Raw genomic sequence first — 25,465 nt, 5'->3', positions numbered from 1 at the left:
TGGTCCTTCCGGACGGGGCGTGGTCAGGGGGCGCGCAGGGTGCGTCGCCTTCTTCGCCGTCGACGCACCCGCTTGTGCGCGTGCACGATGGTGAGGCTACCGACCGCCTGAGACGGCGGACACAGTTCCAGGAAGTTGCCGCCCGCACGACGGGCCGGGCCAGAGCCCCACCCGGCCCGTGCCCGGCAGCCCGCGCCCCGGCCGCCGTCGGGACTCAGCCGACCAGCGCCGCCTGGTCCAGCACCGTCTGGCGCACGTACTCCACCGGCGCGTAGCCGCCGATGACGGCGTCGTTGACGATGAGGAAGGGCGTGCCCGTGATCCCCAGCTGGTGGGCGTGCTGCGTCGCCTCGGCCACCCGGTCCACCGTCTCCTGGGAGGTCATGTCCGCCCGGAAGCGCTCCAGGTCCTCCACCCCCGCCTGCTCGGCGAAGGCCAGCAGGGACTCCTCGGTGTACTCCGGGTGCCCCTTCGGGTCCGCGGCCGCGTAGACGGCGTCGTGGAGCTCCCAGAAGCGCCCCTGGTTCGCCGCCGCGATCCCCGCCTGCGCCGCCAGCGGCGAGGAGGCCGAGATCTGGGCCAGGTCGCGCCACTCCATGCGCAGCGTGCCGTCCTCCACCAGGTCGGACAGGCCCGGCTCGACGTCCTGGGCGAACATCGTGCAGTACGGGCAGGAGAAGTCCGAGTAGAGGACGAGCACCACCGGTGCGTCCACGTCGCCCTTCGCCTGAGCGTCCTCGGGGTCCCTGCGCACCTCGGCGTGCATGAGCGCCAGGACCTGCTCGTCCGTCACCGACGCTGCGGCGGTCGGCTGCGCTGCCGGCGGTGCGGCGGGCGTCGGGGCCTGCGGGCTCTCCGTCGCGGGCGAGCCTGCCACCACCGGCGAGGTCGCGACCGCCGTCGTCGTGCTCGTGCTCGTGTCGCGCACGACCAGCAGGGCCGCGATGAGGGCCAGCAGCACGGCGATGACGATGAGGACCGTGAGGACCGCCGGGTGCGGGCCCGGCCTGCTGCTCGCGGGGGAGGTGGGCTCAGGGACAGGGGTGGGAACCGTGCTCATGCGGGCAGTCTCTCAGACGAGCGCGGGCGCCGACCTCATCCCTCCACCCGCCGGGCCACCTGGTAGCCCTCGACGTCGAGGACCAGCTCGTACACGGCGCCCGACGACGACGTGCTCATCGCCCACTCGGCCGCGTCGGTGGGCGGGTTGCCCCCCCAGGCCGACGACAGGGAGTCGACGACGACGTAGTCCGTGTCCACCGAGGAGGTCCCCACCCAGTACACCTCCGCGCGCTCCACGAGGTAGGCGAGCAGCCCCAGGTCCGTCTCCACCGTCGAGCCCGGCGCGACCGTCCCGAGCACCTGCCGGGCGGCCGCCGCGCGCGGCGGCTCCTGCCCCCAGCCCTCCTCGAGCATGCCGGCCAGCGCCAGGCGCGGCGCCGTCACCACCCCCAGGACGAGGGGCAGCCCCACCGCCACCACCGACAGCCAGCGCACCGGTACCGCCGCCCGCGTCCACGGGCGGCCGCCCTTGAGACGCACGAGCACGTCCAGCAGCGCCCCCAGGGCGATGGGCATGAGCACCGCGTTGTAGTGCCAGTGCTCCCACTGCCAGTAGGCCTCCTTGGTGGACAGGAGGCGCCACGCCAGCGTCGGCAGCACCAGCGTCATCCACGGCGAGGCCAGGCCTACCAGCCCCGCCGTCATCGCCAGCACTCCTAGCGTCGCGATCTTGACCGACGGGGACAGCAGCCGCGCCAGCAGGCCCCCGGGGGCGGTGGCCGCTGTCGACCCGTCCCCCGCGTTGCCGCCCAGCCCGTACTCCCACGTGCCTGTCGGGGACAGGGCCGGCAGCACCACCGCCACCGTCAGCAGGAAGGAGAGGAGGCCGAAGAGCGCCAGCCCCAGGCCCAGGCCCGTGCCCGTGAGACGGCGGCGCCCCACCCGGACCTGCTCACCGCGGGCCCGCCACGCGATGGCCAGGCCCGCCATGAGGACGGTCAGGCCCAGGTCCTCCTTGACGAGCACCAGCGGTGCCGCCCACAGGGCGCAGGCCGCCCACCGGCCCTCGACGAAGGCGACCGACGCCCAGGCGAGCATCGGCACCGCGAAGGCGATCTCGTGGAACTGGGCCGCCACCGCTCCCTGCACGCCCCACGACAGGACGTAGAAGAGGCCCAGCGCCCCACCCGCCCACGGCCCCACCGTGCGCGCCGCCAGCCGGGTGACGGGCCAGGCGGAGACCGCCAGGAGAAGGTCCTGCACGATGAGCAGCGCCAGCGGGGAGGGCCACAGCGCCCACACGGGGCCCAGCAGCACGAGGACCGGGTGGAAGTGGTCACCCAGCAGGTTGTAGCCCTCGCCCTTGATGGGCACGACCGGCGCCTCGAGGTGCGCGTAGGCCTTCGCCAGCTCGGAGAAGATCGCCAGGTCCCAGCTGGGGACCTGCATCGAGACCCACTGGCCCACCGAGTAGGTGCACATGAGCAGGGCGCCGACGGCGACCGCCACCACCGCGGGCAGGACATCGGCAGCAGGGCGGCAGGCGCGTGACAGGAGACTCATCGCCGCCGAGCCTAGCGACTGGGGCCCGGCGCCCCTGCCCGCCGGAGCGTCAGGTGGGCCGACGTAGGCTGCGCCCAGTGCCATCCCGAGGAGAACGCATGCCGAAGACCGTCGAGGACCTCGTCGCCGAGGGCCAGCTCCAGCGCAGGCTCACCAACCGCCACGTCCAGCTCATCGCCATCGGCGGGGCCATTGGCACGGGCCTGTTCATGGGCTCCGGCAAGACGATCTCCCTGGCTGGGCCCTCGGTGCTCCTCGTCTACGCCCTCATCGGGGCTGTCCTCTTCCTCGTCATGAGGGCACTGGGCGAGGTCATGCTCTCGGACCTGTCCTACAAGTCCTTCGCCGACGTCGCCGCCGACCTCATCGGGCCGTGGGCCGGCTTCCTCACCGGCTGGACCTACTACTTCTCCTGGCTGGTGACCGCGGTGGCCGAGGTCGTCGTCATCACCGGCTACATCCAGTTCTGGTGGCCCGGTGTGCCGCTGTGGCTGCCGCCCGTCGTCACGGTCGCGCTGCTGCTGGCCATCAACCTCACGACCGTCCAGGCCTTCGGGGAGATCGAGTTCTGGTTCTCCATCGTCAAGATCATCGCCATCCTCGCGCTCGTCGTCATCGGCGTCGTCATGGTGGCCGTGGGGTTCACCTCCCCCAACGGGGCCGTCGCCTCGGTCAGCAACCTCTGGTCCGACGGCGGCCTCTTCCCGCGCGGCTTCGGCGGCTTCGCCCGCGCCTTCCAGATCGCCGTCTTCGCCTTCATCGGCACCGAGCTCGTCGGCACCACGGCGGCCGAGGCCAAGGACCCGCACGTCACCCTGCCCAAGGCGATCAACGCGATCCCCGTGCGCATCGTCCTGTTCTACCTGGGGGCGCTCGCGGCCATCATGATGGTCACCCCCTGGCGGGAGGTCTCCCCGGAGAGCAGCCCCTTCGTGTCGATGTTCGCCCTCGCCGGGCTCGGGGTGGCCGCCGGTGTCGTCAACTTCGTCGTGCTCACGGCGGCGGCCTCGAGCGCGAACTCGGGCCTGTACTCGACCTCGCGGATGCTCTACGGGCTGTCCTGGGCCCGCCAGGCGCCCCGCGTGTTCAAGCGGCTGACGGGCCGGTCCGTGCCCGGCTGGTCCCTGCTGGTGACCTGCGCGGGGCTGCTCACCTCGATCCCGCTTATGTACCTGTCCGGCTCGATCATGTCGGCCTTCACGGCGGTGACGACGGTGGCTTCGGTGCTGTTCATCGTCGTGTGGGGCGTCATCGTCGTGTCCTACCTGCGTTACCGCACGCGCTGCCCCGAGCGTCATGAGGCCAGCGCCTTCACGGTCCCCGGTGGGCGGGCGGCCGCCTGGGCGAGCCTGGCCTTCTTCGGCTTCGTCGCCTGGACGCTGACGCTGGCGCAGGACACGCGCCAGGCGCTCATGGCCTCCCCGCTGTGGTTCGTGGTCATGGCGGTGGCCTGGGCCGTCCACCGGCGCCACGCGCGCCGCTGAGGGGGACTGCTGTCACGCATCCCTAGTCAGAGCCTCGGGCCGGGCAGAAGAACGGCGAAATCACGCGGGCGCCTGTGACGCCCGGCGCCTCTGACTAGGGATCAGTGACTCTGCACCTCGTCGCGCGCCTGGGTGAAGGCCGCCACGCACCGGCGCACATCCTCCTCGGTGTGCGCCGCGCTCAGCTGCACTCTGATCCGGGCCCTGCCCTTGGGCACCACCGGGTAGGAGAAGGGGATGACGTACACGCCCAGCTCCAGCATGCGGTCCGCGACGCGCCCGGCCAGCATCGCGCCCTCCGGCCCGGGGAACATCACCGGCACGATCGCGTGGGAGCCGGGCAGCAGGGTGAAGCCCGCCCGCTCCATGAGGGAGCGGAACAGCTCGGCGTTGCGTGCCAGCACCGAGCGCGACTCGTCCGCGTGACGGGCGATCCGCACCGCCCGCAGCGAGCCTCCGACGACGGCGGGGGCCACCGTGTTGGAGAACAGGTACGGCCGGGCCCGCTGACGCAGCAGGTCGACGACCTCCTGAGGTCCCGCGATGTAGCCGCCGCTCGCCCCGCCCAGCGCCTTGCCGAGCGTGCCCGACAGCACGTCCACCTCCACCCCGAAGAGCTCGGGCGTTCCCGCCCCCGTCGCCCCGACGAAGCCGGTCGCGTGGGAGTCGTCCACCATGACGAGCGCACCGTGCTCCTCGGCCAGCGCGACGATCTCGGGCAGCGGGGCGTAGGAGCCGTCCATGGAGAACACGCCGTCCGTGACGATCATGACGCGCGGCGCGCCCGCCGCCCTCGCCGCCTCGAGCTGGGCGCGCAGGTCCTCCATGTCCGCGTTGCGGTACCGGCAGCGGGTCGCCTTGCACAGGCGCACGCCGTCGATGATGGAGGCGTGGTTGAGCTCGTCGGAGATGATCGCGTCCCCGGCGCGCAGCAGGACGTTGAAGATCGCCCCGTTGGCGTCGAAGCAGCTGGAGAAGAGGATCGCGTCCTCGGTGCCCAGCCAGTCCGCCAGCTCGCGCTCGAGCGCGCGGTGCGGGGACTGGGTGCCGCAGATGAAGCGCACCGAGCTCATGCCGAAGCCCCACTGGTCCAGCGCCTCGTGGGCGGCGTCGCGCACACGCGAGTCGTCGGCCAGTCCCAGGTAGTTGTTGGCGCAGAAGTTGAGGGCGGGGCCCTCAGTGGTCTCGATCTCGGAGCCCTGCGCGCTCGTGATCTCCCGCTCGTGCTTGTACAGCCCGGTGGACTCGATGGCGGCCAGCTCCTCGCTGATCTCCTGCTTGAAGGCGAACATCCCTCACTCCTCCCAGTTGATGATGACCTTGCCGCACTCGCCGGAGCGGGCGGCCTCGAAGGCGTCCTGCCACTGCTCGGGGGCGAAGCGGTGCGTGACGAGCCCGCGGATCTCGTTGCGCAGGCGCTCGGACGAGCCCAGCATGAACGACCCCTTGTACCAGGTGTCGTACATCTCGCGGCCGTAGACGCCCTTGATGGTGAGCATGTGGGTGATGACCTTGTTCCAGTCGATCTCGTAGCCCGCCTTGGGCAGCCCCAGCATGGCGATCCTCGCACCGTGGTTGCACACGTCGATCATCTGGCGGGTCGCGGCCGGGGCCCCGCTCATCTCGAGGCCGACGTCGAAGCCCTCCGTCATCCCCAGGTCGCGCATGACCTCACGCAGGTCCTCGCGGCCGGTGTTGACCGTGGTGACCCCGACCTTCTCGGCCAGGGAGAGCCGGTAGTCGGACAGGTCCGTGATGACGACGTTCCTCGCCCCGCAGTGGCGGGCGATGGCGGCGCACATGACACCGATGGGGCCGGCCCCGGTGATGAGGACGTCCTCGGAGGCCAGGGGGAACTGCATCGCCGTGTGGACCGCGTTGCCGAAGGGGTCGAAGAGCGCCCCGAGGTCGGGGTCGATCTGCTCCGACTGCGGCCACACGTTGCGCGCCGGCACGACCACGTAGTCGGCGAAGGCGCCGTCGCGGTTGACGCCGATCGAGTTCGTGCGGATGCACATGTGGCGCCGGCCCGCACGGCAGTTGCGGCAGCGCCCGCAGGTGATGTGCCCCTCGACGCTCACCCGCTGGCCGACGGACAGGTAGTCGGTGTCGTCGTCGGCGGTGGACTCGTCGGTGGCGGTGCCGGTGCCGATCTCGACGATCTCGCCGTAGAACTCGTGCCCGAGCGTCATCGGCGGGTGCAGCTGGGCGGCCGCGAACTCGTCCCAGCCGGCCAGGTGCAGGTCGGTGCCGCACAGGCCGGTGCGCAGGACGCGGATCTTCACCTCCCGGAACCCGGTGGTGGGCTCGGGGACGTCCTGCAGCTCGAGCCCGGGTCCCGGGGCCGGCTTGCGCAGTGCACGCAATGGGATCTCCTTGTGCATGGGCCGCAGCGGCGCGGCCGGGTTCCCCGCCGGGTGGGCGGTCTGCACGGCCCAGCCTAGACGGCGCCGGCGGGACCTACCGGTTCTTGTGCCAGCCGGACCGGGGTGAGGGCGACGGCGTGGGGGCCGGTGCCGGGTCCTTCTTCCACCAGCGGTCGCGGGGCTCACCGGGCTGGGAGGCGGAGAGCCGCTCGACGGCGGCCGCCGCGTTGACGACGCCGCCACCGCAGGAGTCGCGGTCGCAGGTCGTCACCGGGGTCGCGGTCTCCTGCAGGAGCGCCAGGGCCTCGTCCTGGGTGAGGTCCGGGTCGAGGGCCATGAGCAGGGCGATGGTGCCGGCCACGTGCGGCGCCGCCTGGCTCGTGCCCTCCATGAAGGCGTAGGCGTTCTCCGTCGGGGCGGTCTCGCCCATGTTGGACAGGGACAGGACGCCGCCGTCGGCCACGACGTCACCACCCGGGGCGGACAGGTCGACGGCGGAGCCGTAGTTCGAGTAGTACGCCCGTGCGCCGCTGCTGGAGGTCGCGCCCACGGTGATGACGTTGCGGCAGGAGGCGGGGGAGACCAGTGCGGCGTCCTGGTCCTCGTTGCCGGCGGCCACGACGACGACCGAGCCGCGGGCCACGGCCGCGTTGATGGCCTTCTGGTAGAACATCGGGCAGGTGCCGGCCCCGCCGAGGCTCATGTTGATGACCTGGGCCGGGTGGGGGTTGTCCGGCACCCCGTTGACATGGCCGCCGGAGGCCCAGGTGAGCGCGTCGACGGCGTCCGTGGAGTAGCCGCCGCACCTGCCCAGGGCCCGCACCGGCACGATCCTCGCCCCCGGGGCGACGCCCGCGACGCCGGTGCCGTCGTCGGCGGCCGCGGCGATGATGCCGGCGACGTGCGAGCCGTGCCAGGAGGAGGTCTCGGCCTCCCACCCGTCACCGCACTCGTCCTGGGCGACGCCGTCGCCCTCATCGGAGGGGTCGGCGTCACGGCCGTCGCCGTCTCGCCCGATCACCGGGTCCGAGACGAAGTCGTACCCCGGCAGGAGCTGGCCCTCCAGGTCCGGGTGGTCGGCCAGGACACCGGTGTCGATGACCGCCACGGTGACTCCCTCGCCGGTGGAGGTGGCCCAGGCGTCGGTTGCCGCGATGCCGTGGTCCTGGTCCGTGAGGTTCCACTGGTAGGAGAAGTAGGCGTCGTCGGGCACGTGGGTGTCCAGCGGGGTGAGCTGGAGGTCCGGCTCGACGGAGGTGATGGACTCGATCTGCTCCAGGAGGCTGGTGAACTGCGCGACCTGCTCGTCCGTCAGCCCCTCGGCCAGGTCGATGGCGGCCACGGCGCCCGAGTGGGCGGTGATGGCCTCGATGACGACGGAGGCCTGCTCGGCGGCCGCCAGGATCGCCTCCCGCTGCTCGCTCGGCAGGTCCGCGAGGATGTCCTGGCCGTAGGCCTCGACACTGGCCAGGACCTCGGCGGCGGGCGAGCCCTCGTCATAGCTGATGACGAAGCGGTCGGGGTCCGCCTCCTCCGACGGCGGGGCGGTCTGAGCGGTGCCGGGGGCGGCGACGACGTCGGGGGCCTCCGCACCGGTCGTGGGCGTGGCCCCGCCCGCCCCGGTGCCGGAGCCGGTCGGCAGCACGCCGGAGATGACGAGCGCGAGGACGAGTGCGGCGGCGAGGGCGGCCGCGACCAGGACGACGACGATCGGTCTGCGGGTGGAGCGCATGGGGGCACCTTCGGTGGGGGCGGGGCGGTTGCCAGGAAGTCTGGCACGCCCACCGGTCCGTGCCGAGGGGGAGCGGTACCCGGCCCGCTACAGGTCGCCCTTGCGCTGCAGCCGCTGGAGGCTGAGCCAGCCCACGGGGATGGGGATCCAGAAGGTCACGAGTCGGTAGACGATGGCGGCGGACAGGGCCACGCCCGAGGGGATGCCCGCCGCGACGAGGCCCGCCGTCAGCGCGATCTCCACCGGGCCGATACCACCGGGCGAGGGCACCACGCTTCCCACCGTGTTCGAGGCGAGGTAGGTGATCGCCAGGACCGAGAAGGGCAGGGTGTAGCCGAAGGCCCACAGGCTCGCCCCGAAGGCGAGGACGTAGGACAGGCTCAGCAGCAGCGTGCCGCCCACCCCCAGCGCCAGGCGGCCCGGGTTGGACAGGACCCACACCACGCGCGGCCACACCTGCCGGTAGGTCGGCTCGATCTTCTCCCACAGGAAGGAGCGCACCCGCGGCATGAGCAGGGCCGCCGCGACGGCCGCCACGAGCACGACCGCGGCCAGCATGATCCACCCCGACGGCAGGGTGAGCCCCGTCGAGCGGCCCGTGAGCGCCGCCAGCAGGACGAGCAGCACCACCGTGACGGCGAACTGGACCACCTGGACGAGGGCGACGGTCGCGACGCCGATCGCCGTCGGAACGCCCTTGCGTCCCAGGAAGCGCAGGTTGACGGCCGCCCCGCCCACACCCGCCGGGGCGACCAGTGAGACCACCGAGGAGGCCAGGTGCACCTCCGTGGAGCGCAGCACGCCCAGGCGCACCGGGGAGAAGGCCACGAGCGCGAGGCCCGCGCCCACGTAGGTCGCCAGGGAGAAGACGAGGGCCGCCAGGATCCACCAGACGTTCGCCTCGCGCACCGCCTCGCTGATCTGCTCGAGGTTCATGCGGGCCAGCAGGGTCCACAGCGCGGCCAGGGCGACGACCGCCATGACGACGGTGCGGGTGGAGAAGCGGGTGAGTCGGGCGGGCTCGGCGTGCGCCGTCGGGGTGAGGGCCACGAGGGCGTCGCGCAGCTCCTGTAGCACCGTGCCGCGCCGGCCCATCGCCTGGCGGGTGGAGTCCGGCAGCACGACCTTCTGCAGCATCGGGGCTATGGAGGCGAGCTGCTGGGTGCTCAGGGCCCGCGAGGCGGAGGCGATGGCCCGCTCGACGCCGACGGCGGAGGCGATGAGGGCGAGGGCCTGGGCGAGGTCCACGCGCCGGGAGAGCTCGTTGGAGGCGGTCTCGCCGGAGTCCCAGTCGAGCAGCCACACCCGCTCGTGGGCGTCGACGACGACGTGCGTGCCGTCGAGCTCGCGGTGGGCCAGCCCGGAGGCGTGCGCGGCCGCGACCTGCTCCCACAGCTGGTCGAGGACCGCCTCGGGCACGTCGGAGCCCAGGGCGTCGAAGGACCGGGCGCCGGCGACGTGCTCGGTGACGAGGATGACGGACTCCTGCGCCTCGGCCAGGCCGAGGAGGGTGGGGGTGCGCACGCCCACGCGCCTGGCCTCGAGGGTCATGAGGACGGCGTGCTCGGCGGCGGGACGCACCGACAGGTCGCGGGTGGGGGACAGGCCGCGCACGCGCAGACGGTCCCACAGGCCTGCGAGGAAGCCGGCGACCTGGCGGTCGGCGTCCAGGACGGTGACGTCGCGGCGCACGCCCTCGGCGTCCCACACGGCGTAGACCCGGTGGACGGAGGGGCGTCCCTCGGTGAGCGCGGAGGAGCGGGCCTCGGCGAGCGCGGTGGTGGTCTCGACGCCGTCGGCCGGGGTGATTGTGTTCGCCGGGTCCTCGGTGACGGTCCCCTGGTGCGGGGGCTGGGTGGAGGAGGTGGCGGTGGGGCCCGCCCCGTCGGGCCGGGTGGAGGCCGGGTCGGAGGAGGGGCCGACGGCGGGGTCGGCGTCGGGTCCGCTGACCGGGCCGGGCAGGGGGTCGAGGTCCACGGGAGCGGCCAGGGGGGTCTCGCGCACGCGCTCGGTGTAGCCCAGGGGCGCGTCCGTCGTCACCGTCCAGGCGCGCGGGGCCGGGGCCGGGTCCATGCGCACGACGCGCACTGCGTCGACCCCGGCACGGCGCAGGGCGCGCACGAGGGCGACGCCGTGCGCGCGGCGGTCGTCCACCCCGAGGGCCCAGCGCACCAGGAGGCCGACGGCGCGGCCGATGAGCACGGACAGCAGGGCGCCCGGCAGCGTGAGGGCCGAGCGCAGCACCGTCAGCCCGACGATGACCCACACGACGCCCCAGGCGATGCGCACCGTCGTCGCCGTGCGGCGGTCGCCCGCACCGGTGAGCAGGCCGGCGAGGGCGGCGAAGGTCGCCGAGACGCCGATCTGCGCCGTGCCCGAGGCCGTGACCGTCAGGCCCGCGACCAGGGCCTCGGGAGCCCAGGCGACCAGCACCTGGTAGGCGAGCAGGCCGGCGAGCCAGCCGCCGAGCGCGCCGAGGGCTCCCTGCAGGGCGCTGCGCCACGCGCTCTGGAACAGGCGGGTGAGCAGGACCGCCACCGGGATGAGGAAGGTGGCCAGGCCCTCAACCGCCTGAAGGGGCAGGACGAGGATCTGCCTCAGGACCACGGTGAGGACGTTCTGCACGTCCTGGGTGACTCCGGTCGTCGTCTCGTGCGCGTAGATCGCGAGCACGATCATCGACAGGGACCCGACGACGGTGAGGGCCAGGTCGAGCAGGTCCTCGGTGCGGCGCAGGCGTTGCGGCTGGGAGTCGACGAGGAGTGTGTGCGAGCGGACCGTCGGGGTCGGGCGGGGGGCAGGCGAGGAGACCGGTGCCAGGCCGATGCGTGGGATGCCGACGGGGGAGGTGCGGGTGGGGTCGAGGGACGGAGCTGGTTCCGGCTGCGCCGGGTGGGGGGTGTGCGCGCCCGGGGCGTCGGGGCGGGCGGTGGGTGTGCCGGAGGCGTGGGCGGCCGAGGCGTCCGGGGGCGCGGCATCGGTCATGGCTCGAGTCTACGGGCGGGGTGCCGGGCGGTCCTCAATCCGTGGGAGGAGAGGGGGCACGTGCGGGTCGGAGCAGGGGATGAGCGCATCGGTGCTGCGCCTGTGCACCATCGTTGCTCATCGGCGGAGCGAGCCTCACCTCCCGCAGAGGCCGTGGGTGGTCTGGCCCCCGACATCCTCGGTTTGCGTTCGAGGTCCTTGGGGTTGTGGGGTGGTTTGGCGCGCGTGGTGAGGGGTTCGGGGGTGGTGGGTTCTAGTGGCCTTGGGCGTGTTCGGCGTCGTCGGTCAGGACGGAGGTCAGGCGGATGAGGTTGAAGGGGGTGGAGGTCTCGGTGGTGGTGATGGTGCCGGTCACGGGGTGGGCGGTGGTGTCGTCGGCGAGGGTGTAGGTGGCGCTCCAGGTGGTGGTCAGGGACACGATGACGTCCTTGTCGCGCTTCTGGTAGCGGTGGGTCACTGTCTGGTGGGGGTAGGGCTGGCCGGGGTCGGTGGTGGTGGTGCTGGTGGCGTCGCCCCAGCTCCAGGTGTAGGAGGTGGGTGTGGCGGTGACGGTGACGGGTGTGCCGGCCAGGGTGGTGGCAAGGGTCCTGGGTGAGGGGTCGGTGTGGACGATGAGGTCCTTGGTGACGATGACCTGGTCCCCGGGTGGCTGGCGCACCAGGCCTGAGCCACCCACCAGGAGGGTGGACACGTCCGACGCGGTCACCACCAGCGGCACGCCCTGCTCGGCGGCAGGGGTGGCCGGCTCGCACACACGGCCCTGGTTCTTGGTGCGGTCACCGACCACGACCTTGCGAGTGGTGGGCGTGCACGTGCTCCAAGTCCTGGCCTCCGCGACCTGGGCCTGGGCTGCGGAGAAAGGTCCGGAGGCTGCAGCGGGTACGGTGGACTGATCAGCCCAATCAACGGTGACGGTGTCGCCAGTCCCGATGGCTCTGAACACCGGCGTTTTTGTCTTGTCGTCATCGGCTGCAGTGGAGGCTCCTAGCAAGAGACTGAGAGTCGTCAGGCCAACGATCCACGTTCTGGTCCTCGGGAGTCTCATACCGTCTGTCCTGCCTGGACAACCCACGACTGTCCCGTCCAGTGCACCTGGATGAGTAGATTCTCCTGCGCCGCCTGAATTGGTGAGGTGCCTCCGGCTCCATCGTGCTTCATGCTCTCCGGGTAGGAGACGGTCACGGCCACGACCCAGATGGTGTCGTCCTCAGTGGAGGGCCCGTACCCGGTGACGGTGGTCTCCTGCTGCCAGGGGTCCCACCAGCCCCCGTCCTGGTGCAGAGCGGTGGCCTCGTTAACGCCGTTGGTACAGAACCCGCAGTCCTGGGAGCTCATGGCTTGCCAGTCGCTCAGGTCCCCGGTGGCGTGGATGTAGGGCACCAGGTTCAGGAAGTACTCCACCGATGCCATCGCGCCCTCGGGTGTGAACTCGTCCATCCCCTCGGGGCGTTCGGGCGCGGGGGTAGTCAGGGCGGCGTCTTTGAGTGCCTGCTCCTCGGCCGACAAGGATGGCTGCACGCTCGGGCTGGGTGTGGGTGTGGTGGGTTGGGGGCTGTAGCCGGAGGTGATGGGGGTGTGCCGGGGCTGGGGATCGTCGGCTTGGTCGGCCAGGTGGTGCAGGCCTGTGCCTATCAGGGCTCCCAGGACCACGACCGCTACCAGTGCCGCCAACACCTGGGCACCCGGCCCCAGCGTTAGGGACAGGCGCCACCGCCCGCCAGACCCGACGCCGTCGGCGCTCTCATGCCGTTGCTGGGCGCCGTCGGCAGGCTCAGGCTGAGGTGTGTGAAGGCTCATGGGGATCACCACCAAGGGTCAGTCAGGAACACCCGGGGACAGAAGGGGGGCGCCATCACCCCCGCCCCCCGGTGTCAGGAATGAGGAACACCCCGAGCCTAACCACGCCACCACGGAGACCACCACACCCCACCCACCCCCTGTGGACAACCCAGCCCGCGTGCGTGGGACCTGTGCGTGTGACCTGTGCGCGCGGCCGGCAGCGCCCAGCGCCCGCCCCGAACTCCTCGGTTCGCGCTCGAGCTCCCTGGGACTTTGCCGTACGTTCGAGAGCAAACCGAGGAGGTGGACAGAGAGAGGGTGAGGGACGGCCTACGGGCCGGTCACCGTCCTCCGGCCCCGCGCAGCCGCAGCGAGTTCGTCACCACGATGACGCTCGAGGCCGCCATCGCCGCCCCCGCGATCATCGGGTTGAGCAGCCCCGCAGCCGCCAGCGGGATCGCCGCCACGTTGTACGCGAAGGCCCAGAACAGGTTCTGCTTGATGACCCGCAGCGTGTCACGGCTGACCGTGATCGCGTCGACCACGGCTCCCAGGTCCGCGCGCACGAGCGTGATGTCCGCGGCCTCAATGGCCACGTCCGTCCCCGAGCCCATGGCCATGCCCAGCCCCTGCCTGCCCGCCTGCGCCAGCGCGGCCGCGTCGTTGACGCCGTCGCCCACCATCCCGACCACGTGCCCCTGCTCCTGCAGGCGCGCCACCGCGTCGCGCTTGTCCGCGGGAAGCACCTCGGCCATGACGTCCTCGGCCGCGATCCCGACCTGCTCGGCGACATGCGCTGCCGTCCGCGCGTTGTCGCCCGTGAGCAGCACCGGACGCACCCCCAGCCCGCGCAGCTGAGCGATCGCGGCCCGCGACGAGGCGCGCACCGTGTCCCTCACGCCCAGGACCGCGGCGGCTGCGCCGTCGACGGCGAGGACGACGGCGGTGGCGCCACTGGCCTGGAAGGCGGCGACGGCGCGGCCGGCCTCCTCCGGCACGCTCACCCCCTGCTCCTCGAGCCAGACCGGCCGCCCGACGGCGACGCGGTGCTCGGTCCCGTCGAGCACGACGGTGCCGGACACGCCGCGCCCCTCGTGGTTGAAGAAGCCGCGCACCGCGAGGACGTCCCCGAGGCGCTCACGGGCCGCCGACGTGATCGCCTGGGCGACCGGGTGCTCCGAGGCGGCCTCGACCGCGCCGGCGAGCGCGAGAACGGGCTCTGCGAGGGGGTGGGGGGAGCTGTCGAAGGCGTGGAGGGTCTGGCGGGAGCGCTCCGAGGAACGAGGAGCGCGGACGGTAGCCGAGATGGCTCCCCCCACCCCCTCTTCCCGGGAACCCGCGCCCAGCACGACGAGGTCGCGCTCGACGTCGAGGCTCATGCGCCCCTCGGTCACTGTGCCGGTCTTGTCCAGCACCACCGTGTCGAGCGCGCGCGTGGACTCGAGCACCTCGGGGCCCTTGATGACGACGCCGAGCTGCGCGGCCCGCCCGGAGCCGACGAGCAGCGCCGTCGGCGTCGCCAGGCCCAGCGCGCACGGGCAGGCGATGACGAGCACCGACACGCCCGCCATGAAGGCCTGCTGCATCGGGTGCCCGAGCGCCAGCCAGACGAGGACGGTGCCCACCGCCAGGACGATGACCGCCGGGACGAACACGCCCGAGACCCGGTCCGCGAGGCGCTGCACAGGGGCCTTGCCGGCCTGGGCCGCCGTCACCATCCGGCCGATCTGCGCCAGGGTGGTCCCCTCGCCCACGCGGGCGGCCCGCACGAGCAGGGAGCCCGAGGTGTTGACGGTGCCCCCGGTCACCGCAGCGCCCACCGCGACCTCCACCGGCACGGACTCGCCCGTGAGCATGGACTCGTCCACCGCCGAGGCCCCCTCGACGACGACGCCGTCGGTCGCGACCTTCTCGCCCGGGCGCACCTCGAACAGGTCGTCGACGCGCAGCACCTCCACCGGCACCGTCTCCTCGTGGCGCAGGGCGTCGGCGCGCGGGGCTCCGTCGTCGTCGAGCACGTCGATGACGTCGTGGGATCCCGACGGCGACGACAGCCTCACGCGGGTGACCTCCTTGGCGCCCAGCTCGAGCAGGGCGCGCAGCGCGTCCCCCGAGCGGTACTTGGCGCGCGCCTCCGCCCAGCGCCCGAGCAGGAGGAAGGTGGTGACCCACGCGGCCGACTCGAAGTACATGTGCGCGCCGTGACCGGAGTGGCGCGGCAGGAAGGTCATCTCCATCGTCGCGCCGAGCTCGCCGGCCCCGCCCCAGATGAGCGCCCACAGGCTCCATCCGGTGGCCGAGACGACGCCGAGGGACACGAGCGTGTCCATGGTGAAGGCGCCGTGGCGCAGCGCCTGGAGGGCGGCCTTGTGGAAGGGCCAGGCACCCCAGGTCGCCACGGGCAGCGCCATCGCCGCGAGCGCCCACTGCCAGCCGTAGACCTGCAGGGCCGGCACCATCGACACGAGCATCACCGGGACGGACAGGGCCAGGCTGACGAGCGCGCGGGTGCGCAGGTGGTGGGCGCGCTCCAGATGCGAGACGCCAAGGGCCGGCGCGGCGGCCCCGGGGTCCCCAGTGAGCACGGCGGATCCGGTGCCTCCTGCGCCGGTGGTGGGCTCAGGGACTCCGGCGTCGCTGGACCCGCCGGTGGTCTCGTCGGCCGGCCTGGCCGGCGTGCCCGTGCCGGTGGGGTCGCCGGGCAGTGCCTCGCGGCGGGTGACGGTGGCGGTGTAGCCGGCCTTGAGGACGGTGCCCACGAGGGTGTCGTCGTCGACGTCGGCGGTGAGTGTGAGGTGGGCGGTCTCGGTGGCGAGGTTGACCGAGGCCTCGACGCCCTCGAGCCTGCTCAGCTTCCTCTCCACGCGGGCGACGCAGGAGGCGCAGGTCATGCCGCCCACGGCGAGGTCGACGGTGGCGATGGGGGAGGGCGTGCTCATGGGAGGGCTCCTGAGGTCGTGGTGGTGTCACGATCCAGGCCATTGCCGGTGGTCCGCCCCGTGCGCCTGACGTGGGCCCGCGTCATTGCGCGGACGTGGCTGCGGGCTGAGGCGTGGGGGTGGGGCAATGGCCTGGATCGTGACAGAGGACAGGGGACAGGACTACCTCTCATCCCTCTCGATCGCGTCGAGGCTGTAGTCGCCGGCCTCGTCGATGGCCTCGCGCAGCCGGGCGTCGTCGAGGAGGACGTCGGAGACGACCGTGGCGACGGACTGGCCGCCCTTGTTGAGGATGACGGAGACGTTCTTGACACCCTCGAGCGCCTCCAGCTCCTCGGTGACATGGGCGACGCAGTGGCCGCAGGTGAGGCCGGACAGGCGCAGGGTGGTGGTGCGGTCGATTCCGTCGGGGGTGAAGGCGGTCATGGTGTGCTCCTTGGGGGTGTGGGTGTCAGGACCGGACGAGGCGGGCGATGGCGTCGGAGGCCTCACGGATCTTGGCCGTGCCCTCCTCCTCGGAGGACTGGGCGGCGTGCAGGACGCAGTGGCTCATGTGGTCCTCGAGCAGGCCGAGGCTGACGGCCTCGAGGGCCTTGGTGGCGGCGGCGATCTGGGTGAGGACGTCGATGCAGTACGTGTCCTCCTCGACCATGCGGGAGATGCCGCGGACCTGTCCCTCGATGCGGCTCAGGCGTGCGAGGTACTGCTCCTTGGTGCCGGTGTATCCGGGCATGGCCGCTCCTGGTCCGGGGGTGCTGACGCCGCCAAGGTACCCCTTGGGGGTACCGGCCCACAACCCGTACCCCCTAGGGGTATAGTGCTGAGGCCGGCACAGGCCCGTCGGGCTCCCCGACGGCGTCGCCCGCCTCCTCGCCCTGCGGACGGCCGCGTGGGATGCTGGCCCCATGAACGAGCAGCGGGTCACGTCCGTCGACGACACCTCCTGGGCCCCGGCCACCGGCGGCTTCCTCGCCGACGACGCGCCCTTCGGCTCCGTCCTCGGTGACCCCCTCACGGGGTCGCCGATCTTCGACGTCTCCGTCCTCGACGCCACTCCCGGCACCCAGCCGGAGGACGACGTCCTCTACCAGGAGCGGGCAGGCCTCTCCGCCGAGGAGCGCGCCCAGGTCGCCCGCGCCGACCGCCTCAAGGCCGGTGCCGCGAGGCGCGACGCCGCCCACCGCCAGGCCCGCGGCCCTGCCCGCAGGCTCCAGCCTCCCCAGCAGGCCCCTGTGACCGGTGCTCCGCAGTACGGCTATGTCCCGACGGCGCCGCCCTCCGCCCAGCAGCCGGTCCGGCCGGTCCCGGGCCAGCCTGCGCCGGGCCAGTACGGCCGGCCCGTCCCGCAGCCCGCCGTCCCCCGTCGGCCCAGCCGCGACCTCGTGCAGGCCGCGGGCCGCCCGGCCGCCGTCCTGCAGGCGCTCCCCCAGCAGGCGCGCCCCCAGGCCGGCCAGCAGAGGAAGCGCGGTTCCGGCGCGGTGTCCTGGGTCTGGGTCGTCTTCATCGGCCTCATGATGCTGCGCGCCTGCGCCGACTGAGCGGGTGCGCAGCAGCCGGCCGGAGCCGGCCGTCCTCAGTCCAGGTGCGCGACCAGCTGCTCGGCCAGCCCCGTGTACGTGGCGGGGGTCAGGGCCAGCAGGCGCTCCTCGACGTCGGCCGGCATCCCCAGGCCGGAGATGAAGCTGCGCATCGCCTCGGGCGTCACCTTCTTGCCGCGCGTGAGCTCCTTGAGCCGCTCGTACGGGTCCGCCATACCGGTCGCCCCGGCTACCGAGGCCGCGCGCATCGCCTGCTGCACGGGCTCGCCCAGCACCTCCCACGTCGCGTCCAGGTCCTCCAGCAGACGGGCGCGGTCGACGTCGAGACCGGCCAGGCCGTGACGGATGTTGTCCAGCGCCAGCAGGGAGTGGCCGAAGGCGACACCGATGTTGCGCTGGGTGGTGGAGTCCGTGAGGTCGCGCTGCAGCCGCGAGGTCACGAGCGTGGCGGCCAGCGTGTCCAGCAGGGCGCAGGAGATCTCGAGATTCGCCTCGCCGTTCTCGAAGCGGATGGGGTTGACCTTGTGCGGCATCGTCGAGGAGCCGGTGGAGCCCTGCGCAGCGAGGCGCTGGTGGAAGTAGCCCAGCGAGATGTACGTCCACACGTCCGTGGCGAGGTTGTGGGCGACGCGGTTGAAGCGGGCGACGTCGGAGTACAGCTCGGCCTGCCAGTCGTGCGACTCGATCTGGGTGGTGAGCGGGTTCCAGGTCAGGCCCAGGCCCTCGACGAAGCCGCGGGCCACCCGCTCCCAGTCGGCCCCGGGCACGGAGACGACGTGCGCCCCGTAGGTGCCGGTCGCGCCGTTGATCTTGCCCAGGTACTCGGTGCGCTCGACCCGAGCCACCTGGCGCGACAGGCGCCAGGCGAGGACCGCCATCTCCTTGCCGAGGGTCGAGGGCGTGGCGGCCTGCCCGTGGGTGCGGCTGAGCATGGCGGCGTCGGAGTTGTCCCGGGCCAGTGCGGTGAGGTCCTCGACGAGCCCGCGGGCGGCGGGCAGCCACACCTGCTCGACGGCGTCGCGCACCGTGAGCGCGTAGGACAGGTTGTTGACGTCCTCGCTCGTGCAGAAGATGTGGACGATCTCGTGCACGGTGGGCAGGACGCTGCCGGCGGGCGCGGCGTCCAGGCGCCGCTTGAGCAGGTACTCCACCGCCTTGACGTCGTGGCGGGTGACCGCCTCGATCTCGGCGAGCTCGGCGATGTCCTCGGCGCCGAAGCCGTCGACGACGTCGCGCAGGTAGGTCTTGTCCTCCTGCGTCAGGACCGGGGCGCCGGGAAGGACGCGGTTGTCGGTGAGGTGGATGAGCCACTCGACCTCCACCCTCAGCCGGGCCCGGTTGAGGGCCGCCTCGGACAGGTGGTTCGCCAGGGGCGCGGCGACGGCGCGGTAGCGGCCGTCCAGGGGCCCGAGGGCGATGGGAGGGTTCACGGTGGAGAGGTCGACCATGAGGAGGATTCTGCCAGGCGCGGTCGTCAGGCGCCCAGCCGCCCTCCTCGTGTAGTAAGGGTAACCTTACTTGGTGGGGGTGGGGTGCCGGCGAGCCGCTACCCTCGGCCCATGAGCAGCGAGTGGCAGGACAGGTGGGAGGAGCGTTACGCCTCCGTCGGGCGGCTGTGGTCCGGGGAGCCGAACGAGCACCTCACCGACCTCGCCGCCGGCTGGCGGCCCGGCCACAGCCTCGACCTCGGCTGCGGCGAGGGCGACGACGTCCTCTGGCTCGCCTCGCGCGGCTGGCGGGCCATGGGAGTTGACGTCTCCCCGACGGCGGTCGCGCGCCTGCGCTCGAGGTCCGCCGAGCGGGGCCTGACGGGCGTCGAGGGCGCCGTCGTCGACCTCGCCGCCGAGCCGCTCCCAGCGGGCCCCTTCGAGCTGGTGACCTCCTTCTTCGTGCACGGGGGACCGAGCGAGGGCTCGATCCTCCTCGAGGACGTGCTCGTGCAGGCGGCCGCGCGCGTGGTCGCCCGTGGGCGCCTGCTCACGGCCGTGCACTGCGTCAACCCGCCGTGGCACCGCCACCACTCGCGCTCCTTCCGGCCCGAGGTCCTGGCGGCGGACGTCCTGGCCCGCCTGCCCGAGGGCGCGTGGGAGGTCGAGACCTGTGCGGAGCGCTGGCGGGACGTCACCGGTCCCGACGGCGAGGCGGGGCGCCGGTCCGACGGGGTCGTCTGCTGGCGCCGCCTGTCCTGAGGGGCCCGGCCACTAGTCCTTCTGCCGGGGGCCGATGAGGCCGACGACGACGGCCGAGATGACCGACACGATGAGCGAGCCGAGCACCGCGGTGCCGAAGGAGGACACGACGAGCCCGGCACTGGTGGTCTGGCTGATCGCGGAGGTGAGCATGAGCATCGCCCCGTTGACGACGAGGGCGAAGAGCCCGAAGGTGAGGACGTACAGGGGGAAGGCGATCACCTTGGCGACGGGCTTGACGACGGAGTTGACCAGCGCGAGGACGAGCCCGACGAGCAGGTAGATGAGGACGGTGTCCGTGGTCGAGGAGCCGCCCGTGATCCAGATGCCGCTCAGGAGCGAGGCGGCCAGCCACAGGCCGGCGGCGTTGCCGATGGTGCGTGCGATGAGGTCCATGTGCCCGATCCTCCCACGGGGCGCGCGGGGTGGCTGTGGCCTGTGACTCGCTGAGACCTGAGCCCTCACGCTGAGACCTGCGCGGGGAGGTCAGGTGTCGGCGTGAGAGCTCAGTCCTCGACGGCGGCAGTGGGTGACAATGCGGCCCATGAGCGACGAGCCCACCGCCCCCGACGACGTCGAGGTCCCCGCCTGGGTCAACGACCTCGTCCCCGTCGCCGACCTCGCCCGTGGCCACCTGCGCGCCTGCCGGTGGGCAGCGGTCGCCGTCGTGCTCGCCACCGTCTGCGCCGCGTGCGTGAGCACCGGGCCGACCGCGCTCGCCACCGGTCTCCTCGCCGTCTTCGACGCCGCCGGTCTCCTGCTCGCGGGACTGCTCACCGGCCGCCTGCGCCGCCGGAGCGCCCCGACGCCGCCCGGCGGGAGCGCGGTGCCCCTACGCCCCGGCGGGCGCACGCTCGCGGCGCTGGTCGTCCTCGACATCGTGGGCACCGCGCTCGGCCTCGTGGTGCTCGCCGCGGCGGCCCTGTGCGGGATCGACGCCGCCCTCTCCGGTGCGGCCCTGCTCGCCGGCGTGCTCATCGCCGTCGGGGCGGTGGGCGTGCTCGTCGACGAGCTGCTCCCGCAGCAGCACCGGGGGTGGGTCGGCGGTGCCGGCGCCGCCGCGCTGCTCGTGCTGCTCGCCGGCGCGGCCGTGCTCGCCCTCGGGCAGGGCCTGTGGTGGCTGGTGCTCGGGCTCGTCGTCGTCTCCGACCTGGCGGGGCTGCTCGCCCTGCGGGCTGGCCGGCGCCGCGACCTCGGCCCAGCCCGGTAGCCCGGGCACCACAGGCCCCACTCGCGACACCCCGGCGGGTCCTCTGTCCACAGGCCCGCCGACCGCCCTCGCCCACGCACCGGGCCGCCGCCTACCGTCACCGGCATGAACTCGCTCCACCTCGGGGCGGCGCGCACCGGCCTCGAGCAGGCCGTCGCCCTCGTCCCCGCCCTCGTCCCGGACACCTGGACCGGTGGCGCCTCCGAGGCCTGCCAGCGCGAGCTCGACGAGGCCCGCGCCCTCCTCGTCGCCGTCGGACCGCTCCTGGACGAGGCCGCCGGCGCCGTCGCCGCCGTCTCCTGCGCGGACCCGCTCGCCTGCTGGGGCGCGCCGTGAGCACCGACGGCGCCCGGGCCGACCCACCCGCCCCCGACCTCGAGCAGCCCTACGAGACCCGGTGGCCCTCCGGGGTCGGCACCGTGAGCACCCTCGAGCAGCCCTACGAGACCCGGTGGAGCGCCGGTGCCGGCACCGTCACCGCACTCGTCGTCGGCGGCACCTGCACCGTCGACACCACGGACCTCGACCGGCTCGCCCTCGCCCTCACCACCGCGGGCGACCGGCTCGACCAGGCCCGCCTGGACGTGCTCCAGGCCGTCACCGAGGTCGAGGACGCCGTCCTGCCGCTCGTCGTGGAGGACCCGACTGGGTGGGCCGACATGTGGGTCGGCTCCCCGGTGGTGATGAGCGGGTCCCGCCCACTGCCCACCGGCACGACCGGCGGCTGGGCCTGGGACCAGGACGACGGCCTTCCCCAGCCCTCGTGGCCGCGCACGAGCGCCGACGTCTCCCACATGCTCCGCCAGCGCCACGCCGTCACGGCCCTCGAGGCCCTGGCGGACGGCCCCGGCTCCCTCGCCGTCACCGCCGGAGCCCTGCACGACCTCGCGGCGGCGGTGAGCGCGGCCGCCGAGGTCTACTCGGGCGCCGAGTCGGCCGCCCGGGCCCGCTGGGCCACCGGCTCCCTGCCCGCCCTGAGCACCGACGTGCAGACCTACACCTCCTCCCCGACCGCCGCCCTGCTCGGGCTCGGGGTCCTCGAGGCCATCCGCCTGCTCAGCGCCAACGGCGCCTACCTCGACGACCCCGACGCCGACCTCCTCCAGGTCGCGACCCTCCTCAAGGACACGGCCCTGGCCCCCTGGGCCGTCCAGGACCTCATGCTCATCGTCACCGCGAGCCGCTGGGTCCAGCAGGCCGGCACCGGCACCGAGTCCGCCGCCGTGGAGACCTACCTCGCCGACGCCGCCCGCCGCCTCGACCCCGCCGTCACCGAGCGCCTGCCCGAGACCGTCCAGGTCGGCTCGCGCCGCGTCGCCACCTCCAGCCTCACACCGATGCAACGGGTCGCCGCCTACCTCGCCGTCGTCGCAGCCGCCTCCGGGGCGCGCCGGCACGGCGAGCGCACCGGCGTCGTCGTCACCCCGCACGGCGGGAGCCCCGTCACCGTCCCCACCGCCACCGTCGACCCCTTCGCCCTGGGCACCGCCGTCCCCGCCGGTGCTGCCGCCACGGGAAGGTGCGTGAGGTCGCCCGCCACCGCCGCCGACGTCATCCGCTACAGCGCCGGGCTCAAGCACGCGGACACGGACACCTCCACCGGCGTCATCTCCGTCCTGCGCACCGACCACGCGGACGGGACCACCTCCTGGCTCGTCGTCGTGCCCGGCACCACCGACTGGGGCCTGGGCGGCTCCAACCCGCAGGACCTGCTCACCAACCTCGAGGCCGTGGCCGGGCAGCCCACCGACATGGAGAGCGCCGTCGTCACCGCCATGCGGGCCGCCGGCATCCAGGAGGGCGACGCCGTCGGCGTCTACGGCCACAGCCAGGGCGCTATCACCGCCTCCAACGTCGCCGCCGACCCCGCCGTCGCCGAGCGCTTCCGCATCACCCACCTGCTCACCGCCGGAGGCCCCGTCGCCGGGGCGGCGGTCCCCGACAGCGTCACCGTCCTCCACCTGGAGGACACGGCCGACGTCGTGCCCGCCCTGGACGCCGCCCCCACCACCACGAGCACCACGCGCACCACCGTCCTCATCGACACCACCGGGGCCGGCATCGACGGCTACCCCCACGGCACCGAGCACTACGCGCAGGCGGTCGAGCACATGGGCCCGGAGCCGGCCCTCGACTCCTTCACCGCCGGGCTCGCCGCCGTCACCGGGGCCGGGGAGGAGGGGGCCGTCACCACTGAGTACGTCTTCGACGTCGAGCGGAGCACGGGCGTCACCCCGTGGGAGCAGGTGGCACGGGCCGGCACGGACGGGGCCGCGGACAACGGCAGCCTCACCGGGTACCCGGTGGGCGCGGCCGGCACCGTCTTCCCCGGCCTGTCCACCGTCCGCCCGAGGCTCGAGCCCGAGGTCAGCGGCACGGGAAGCGGGTCGGCGAGCCGGTGGTGAAGGGACGCCCGCCCACCCCGGGGCGGCCGGGCGGCGAGGCGTCCAGCAGGTGGTCGGCCACCGCCGCCCGCCCCGACGCCGCGCACGGCGGTGCGAGGATGCCCGCATGAGCGCACACATCCGTCCGGCCGTCACCACCCTGCCCGCCTACGTCCCCGGGGCGCGGCCCGCCCGCGCCGACGTCGCCAAGCTCTCCTCCAACGAGATGCCCTACCCCGTCCAGGACAGCGTCCTCGAGGCGGCGACCACCGCGGCCCGCTCAGCCCACCGCTACCCGGAGATGACCGGCGACGCCCTGCGCGCCGCCCTCGCCGCGCGCCACGGCCTCAGCGCGGAGGCCATCGCCGTCGGCAACGGCTCCACCGCGCTCATCCAGCACCTGCTCGACACGGTCTGCGACGACGGCGACGACGTCGTCATGCCGTGGCGCTCCTTCGAGGCCTACCCGATCTGCGTCGCCGTCGCCGGCGCCCGCGCCGTCACGGTCCCGCTCACCGCCGGTGCGCGCCAGGACGTCGACGCCCTCGTCGGCGCTCTCACCCCGCGCACGCGCCTGCTCATGGTGTGCACCCCCAACAACCCGACCTCGACGGCCCTGAGCGCCGCCGAGCTCGGCGACCTGCTCGAGCGCGTGAGCCAGGACGTGGTTGTCATGGTGGACGAGGCCTACCTCGACTTCGTCACCGACCCCGCCGTCGGCGACGCCACCGCCCTGCTGGCCGCTCACCCCAACCTCGTCGTCTCACGCACCTTCTCCAAGGCGCACGCCCTGGCCGGCATGCGCGTGGGCTACCTCATGGGCGACAGCCGGCTCATGGGTGCCGTCCGCTCCGTCGCGACCCCCTTCGGCGTCAGCCTGCCCGCCCAGGCCGCCGCGCTCGCCGCCCTCAAGCCGCAGGCCCTGGCCGAGACGGCCCGCCGGGCCGGCCTCGTCGCCGCCGAGCGCGACCGGGTGGTGGCGGCGCTGCGCGGCAGCGGGTGGGACCTTCCCGACGTGCAGGGCAGCTTCTACTGGCTCGCCGTCGGCCGGGACACGACGGCGCTGGCCCGGCACTGCGCCGAGGCCGGGATCCTCGTGCGCCCCTTCGCGGGGGAGGGCGTGCGCGTGAGCGTCGGCACGCCCGAGGAGAACGACCGCGTGCTGGGCGCCCTGGCCTCCTGGCGCTCGCGCGCCTGAGCGGCCGGCCCGGCAGGCAGGTTGTCGGTCCGAGCTGTCCCGGCCTACCAGGAGGCGACGGTGAGCAGGAGCAGGACGCAGAAGACCATCTCGACGACCCCCATCGTCCCCGGGCGCAGGCCGCGGTGGCGCTCACGCACGAGCCGCCACTGCGTGCGCGGCAGGACGAGGGAGCGCACCGCCAGCGCCACCCACAGCAGCGCGTGCGCCCAGGGCAGGTACCCGCCCGACGCCGCCCACACCGTCGCCAGCGCGACCACCGCGTGCCACGCGACCGTCCCCGCCAGGAGGCGGTTGTTGAAGCGCTCGCGGATCATCGACTTGATGTAGGGCACCGTCCCGCAGAAGTAGGCGGCTGTCAGCCCGGTCACCAGCCACATCCACGGCCAGCCGGTCAGCTCGCCGTTCGGGCTCGCCCCCGGCAGGCCCGGCACCGGTGTGAGCCCCAGCAGGCCGCCGGCGCCGCCGACCGCCAGGTGGTAGGTCACCGCCGCCATGAGGGAGGCGGCCGCCGTCGTCGACAGGCCGGACAGCAGTGAGCGCTCGCGGCCCTGCCACACCTCCCACAGGGCGACGGCGAACAGCGGCGCGAGCGGCAGCGCCCAGCCGACGAGGTAGGGGGTCGCCGCCAGGGTGGTGAGCCCGAGCAGCCCCGTGAGGCACGTGTACACCAGCAGCGGCGCCAGGATGAGCCGACGGCGTCGTGGCGAGCGGGTGCGCAGCCACTGCGACCAGGCCCAGTACGTGAGGTAGGCGCCCCACCAGGCGGGTATGAGCAGGAGGTTGACCCAGGAGAAGCCGCCGACCACCCAGCCGACCACCGGGGGCAGGGCCAGCATCGACCAGGCGCCGTGCTGGTTGGGGACCCATGCCTTGCGCCCCGGCTGACGCCGGATGCGCTCCTGCTTGGCCCTGGCGGCCTCGACGTGCTCGGCCGCGGTGCGCGGGCGCGGCTCCTCGCGCGGTCTGCCGGTGGCGAGCATGATGTCGTCGGCCGGGCCGGGCCGGGACTGGTGCGAGGGGATGGGGGCGGGCTCACGGCCCTCGAAGCGCTCGGTCACGGACGCAGGCTATCCAGCCCCGCCGTCGGGCCGTA

General features: G+C 73.4%; 21 protein-coding genes. 7 read left to right on the top strand and 14 right to left on the bottom strand.

Features of this window, described 5'->3' with window-relative positions; translation table 11 throughout:
* Window positions 1-214 precede the first annotated feature (214 nt).
* Both H6X67_RS04085 and H6X67_RS04080 read right to left on the bottom strand, forming a co-directional pair.
* On the bottom strand, window positions 215-1,060 hold the full coding sequence (locus H6X67_RS04085) for a DsbA family protein (protein WP_249369069.1): 846 nt from the start codon (window positions 1,058-1,060) through the stop codon (window positions 215-217).
* A 35-nt stretch (window positions 1,061-1,095) separates the two neighbouring features.
* Window positions 1,096-2,565 (bottom strand): DUF2079 domain-containing protein, encoded by a 1,470-nt coding sequence (locus H6X67_RS04080; RefSeq protein WP_249369070.1) that lies wholly within the window; start codon window positions 2,563-2,565, stop codon window positions 1,096-1,098.
* A 98-nt stretch (window positions 2,566-2,663) separates the two neighbouring features.
* Between H6X67_RS04080 and H6X67_RS04075 the strand changes: the two genes are divergently transcribed.
* Window positions 2,664-4,049, top strand: a complete 1,386-nt coding sequence (locus H6X67_RS04075) for an amino acid permease (protein WP_249369071.1) — start codon at window positions 2,664-2,666, stop codon at window positions 4,047-4,049.
* Between the two features lie 101 nt (window positions 4,050-4,150).
* Here H6X67_RS04075 and H6X67_RS04070 read toward each other — a convergent pair whose 3' ends face one another.
* The 9 genes from H6X67_RS04070 to H6X67_RS04030 form a co-directional block, all read right to left on the bottom strand.
* On the bottom strand, window positions 4,151-5,341 hold the full coding sequence (locus H6X67_RS04070) for a glycine C-acetyltransferase (protein ID WP_249369072.1): 1,191 nt from the start codon (window positions 5,339-5,341) through the stop codon (window positions 4,151-4,153).
* A 3-nt stretch (window positions 5,342-5,344) separates the two neighbouring features.
* Entirely contained in the window at window positions 5,345-6,481 is a 1,137-nt protein-coding gene (gene tdh, locus H6X67_RS04065) for an L-threonine 3-dehydrogenase (protein ID WP_249369073.1), read from the bottom strand.
* A 28-nt stretch (window positions 6,482-6,509) separates the two neighbouring features.
* Window positions 6,510-8,147, bottom strand: a complete 1,638-nt coding sequence (locus H6X67_RS04060) for a S8 family peptidase (protein WP_249369074.1) — start codon at window positions 8,145-8,147, stop codon at window positions 6,510-6,512.
* Between the two features lie 87 nt (window positions 8,148-8,234).
* Window positions 8,235-11,132, bottom strand: a complete 2,898-nt coding sequence (locus tag H6X67_RS04055) for a lysylphosphatidylglycerol synthase domain-containing protein (protein WP_249377049.1) — start codon at window positions 11,130-11,132, stop codon at window positions 8,235-8,237.
* Window positions 11,133-11,385: 253 nt separating this feature from the next.
* Window positions 11,386-11,919: a zinc transporter gene (locus H6X67_RS04050; RefSeq protein WP_249377047.1), complete on the bottom strand. Its 534-nt coding sequence runs from the start codon at window positions 11,917-11,919 to the stop codon at window positions 11,386-11,388.
* A gap of 254 nt (window positions 11,920-12,173) precedes the next feature.
* Entirely contained in the window at window positions 12,174-12,929 is a 756-nt protein-coding gene (locus H6X67_RS04045) for a DUF6318 family protein (protein WP_249369986.1), read from the bottom strand.
* Window positions 12,930-13,252: 323 nt separating this feature from the next.
* Window positions 13,253-15,850 (bottom strand): heavy metal translocating P-type ATPase, encoded by a 2,598-nt coding sequence (locus H6X67_RS04040; protein ID WP_249375335.1) that lies wholly within the window; start codon window positions 15,848-15,850, stop codon window positions 13,253-13,255.
* A 162-nt stretch (window positions 15,851-16,012) separates the two neighbouring features.
* Window positions 16,013-16,276: a heavy-metal-associated domain-containing protein gene (locus H6X67_RS04035; protein ID WP_249368094.1), complete on the bottom strand. Its 264-nt coding sequence runs from the start codon at window positions 16,274-16,276 to the stop codon at window positions 16,013-16,015.
* Between the two features lie 25 nt (window positions 16,277-16,301).
* Complete coding sequence (locus H6X67_RS04030) at window positions 16,302-16,583, bottom strand: metal-sensitive transcriptional regulator (RefSeq protein ID WP_249368096.1); 282 nt, start codon at window positions 16,581-16,583, stop codon at window positions 16,302-16,304.
* A gap of 172 nt (window positions 16,584-16,755) precedes the next feature.
* Here H6X67_RS04030 and H6X67_RS04025 point away from each other — a divergent pair, with 172 nt between their 5' ends.
* Window positions 16,756-17,388 carry a hypothetical protein gene (locus H6X67_RS04025; RefSeq protein ID WP_249368098.1) on the top strand — a complete coding sequence of 211 codons (633 nt, stop codon included), beginning with the start codon at window positions 16,756-16,758 and terminating at the stop codon, window positions 17,386-17,388.
* 35 nt (window positions 17,389-17,423) lie between these two features.
* Here the strand turns inward: H6X67_RS04025 and purB are convergent, their stop codons facing one another.
* A complete protein-coding gene (purB, locus tag H6X67_RS04020) occupies window positions 17,424-18,836 on the bottom strand; it encodes an adenylosuccinate lyase (RefSeq protein ID WP_249368101.1) in 1,413 nt (470 codons plus the stop codon).
* Window positions 18,837-18,947: 111 nt separating this feature from the next.
* Here purB and H6X67_RS04015 point away from each other — a divergent pair, with 111 nt between their 5' ends.
* The gene (locus tag H6X67_RS04015; RefSeq protein ID WP_249368103.1) at window positions 18,948-19,577 is read left to right on the top strand and encodes a class I SAM-dependent methyltransferase; all 630 of its coding nucleotides are present in this window, start codon (window positions 18,948-18,950) and stop codon (window positions 19,575-19,577) included.
* 12 nt (window positions 19,578-19,589) lie between these two features.
* Here the strand turns inward: H6X67_RS04015 and H6X67_RS04010 are convergent, their stop codons facing one another.
* Window positions 19,590-19,973 (bottom strand): phage holin family protein, encoded by a 384-nt coding sequence (locus H6X67_RS04010; protein WP_249368105.1) that lies wholly within the window; start codon window positions 19,971-19,973, stop codon window positions 19,590-19,592.
* 148 nt (window positions 19,974-20,121) lie between these two features.
* Between H6X67_RS04010 and H6X67_RS04005 the strand changes: the two genes are divergently transcribed.
* From H6X67_RS04005 to hisC, 4 genes are all read left to right on the top strand, one after another.
* A complete protein-coding gene (locus tag H6X67_RS04005; RefSeq protein WP_249368106.1) occupies window positions 20,122-20,787 on the top strand; it encodes a hypothetical protein in 666 nt (221 codons plus the stop codon).
* Between the two features lie 105 nt (window positions 20,788-20,892).
* Complete coding sequence (locus tag H6X67_RS04000) at window positions 20,893-21,123, top strand: hypothetical protein (RefSeq protein WP_249368108.1); 231 nt, start codon at window positions 20,893-20,895, stop codon at window positions 21,121-21,123.
* Window positions 21,120-23,192 carry a hypothetical protein gene (locus H6X67_RS03995; protein ID WP_249368137.1) on the top strand — a complete coding sequence of 691 codons (2,073 nt, stop codon included), beginning with the start codon at window positions 21,120-21,122 and terminating at the stop codon, window positions 23,190-23,192. Before H6X67_RS04000 ends, H6X67_RS03995 begins: the two co-directional genes overlap by 4 nt.
* Before the next feature lie 106 nt (window positions 23,193-23,298).
* Window positions 23,299-24,369, top strand: a complete 1,071-nt coding sequence (hisC, locus tag H6X67_RS03990; protein WP_249368110.1) for a histidinol-phosphate transaminase — start codon at window positions 23,299-23,301, stop codon at window positions 24,367-24,369.
* Window positions 24,370-24,413: 44 nt separating this feature from the next.
* Here hisC and H6X67_RS03985 read toward each other — a convergent pair whose 3' ends face one another.
* On the bottom strand, window positions 24,414-25,430 hold the full coding sequence (locus H6X67_RS03985; protein WP_249368112.1) for a YwiC-like family protein: 1,017 nt from the start codon (window positions 25,428-25,430) through the stop codon (window positions 24,414-24,416).
* Window positions 25,431-25,465 lie beyond the last annotated feature (35 nt).

The sequence above is a fragment of the Actinomyces sp. AC-20-1 genome (assembly GCF_023369555.1).
Lineage (GTDB): Bacteria > Actinomycetota > Actinomycetes > Actinomycetales > Actinomycetaceae > Actinomyces.
The sequence above is the reverse complement of the archived record's forward strand: the minus strand, read 5'-3'. Positions and strand labels throughout refer to the sequence as shown.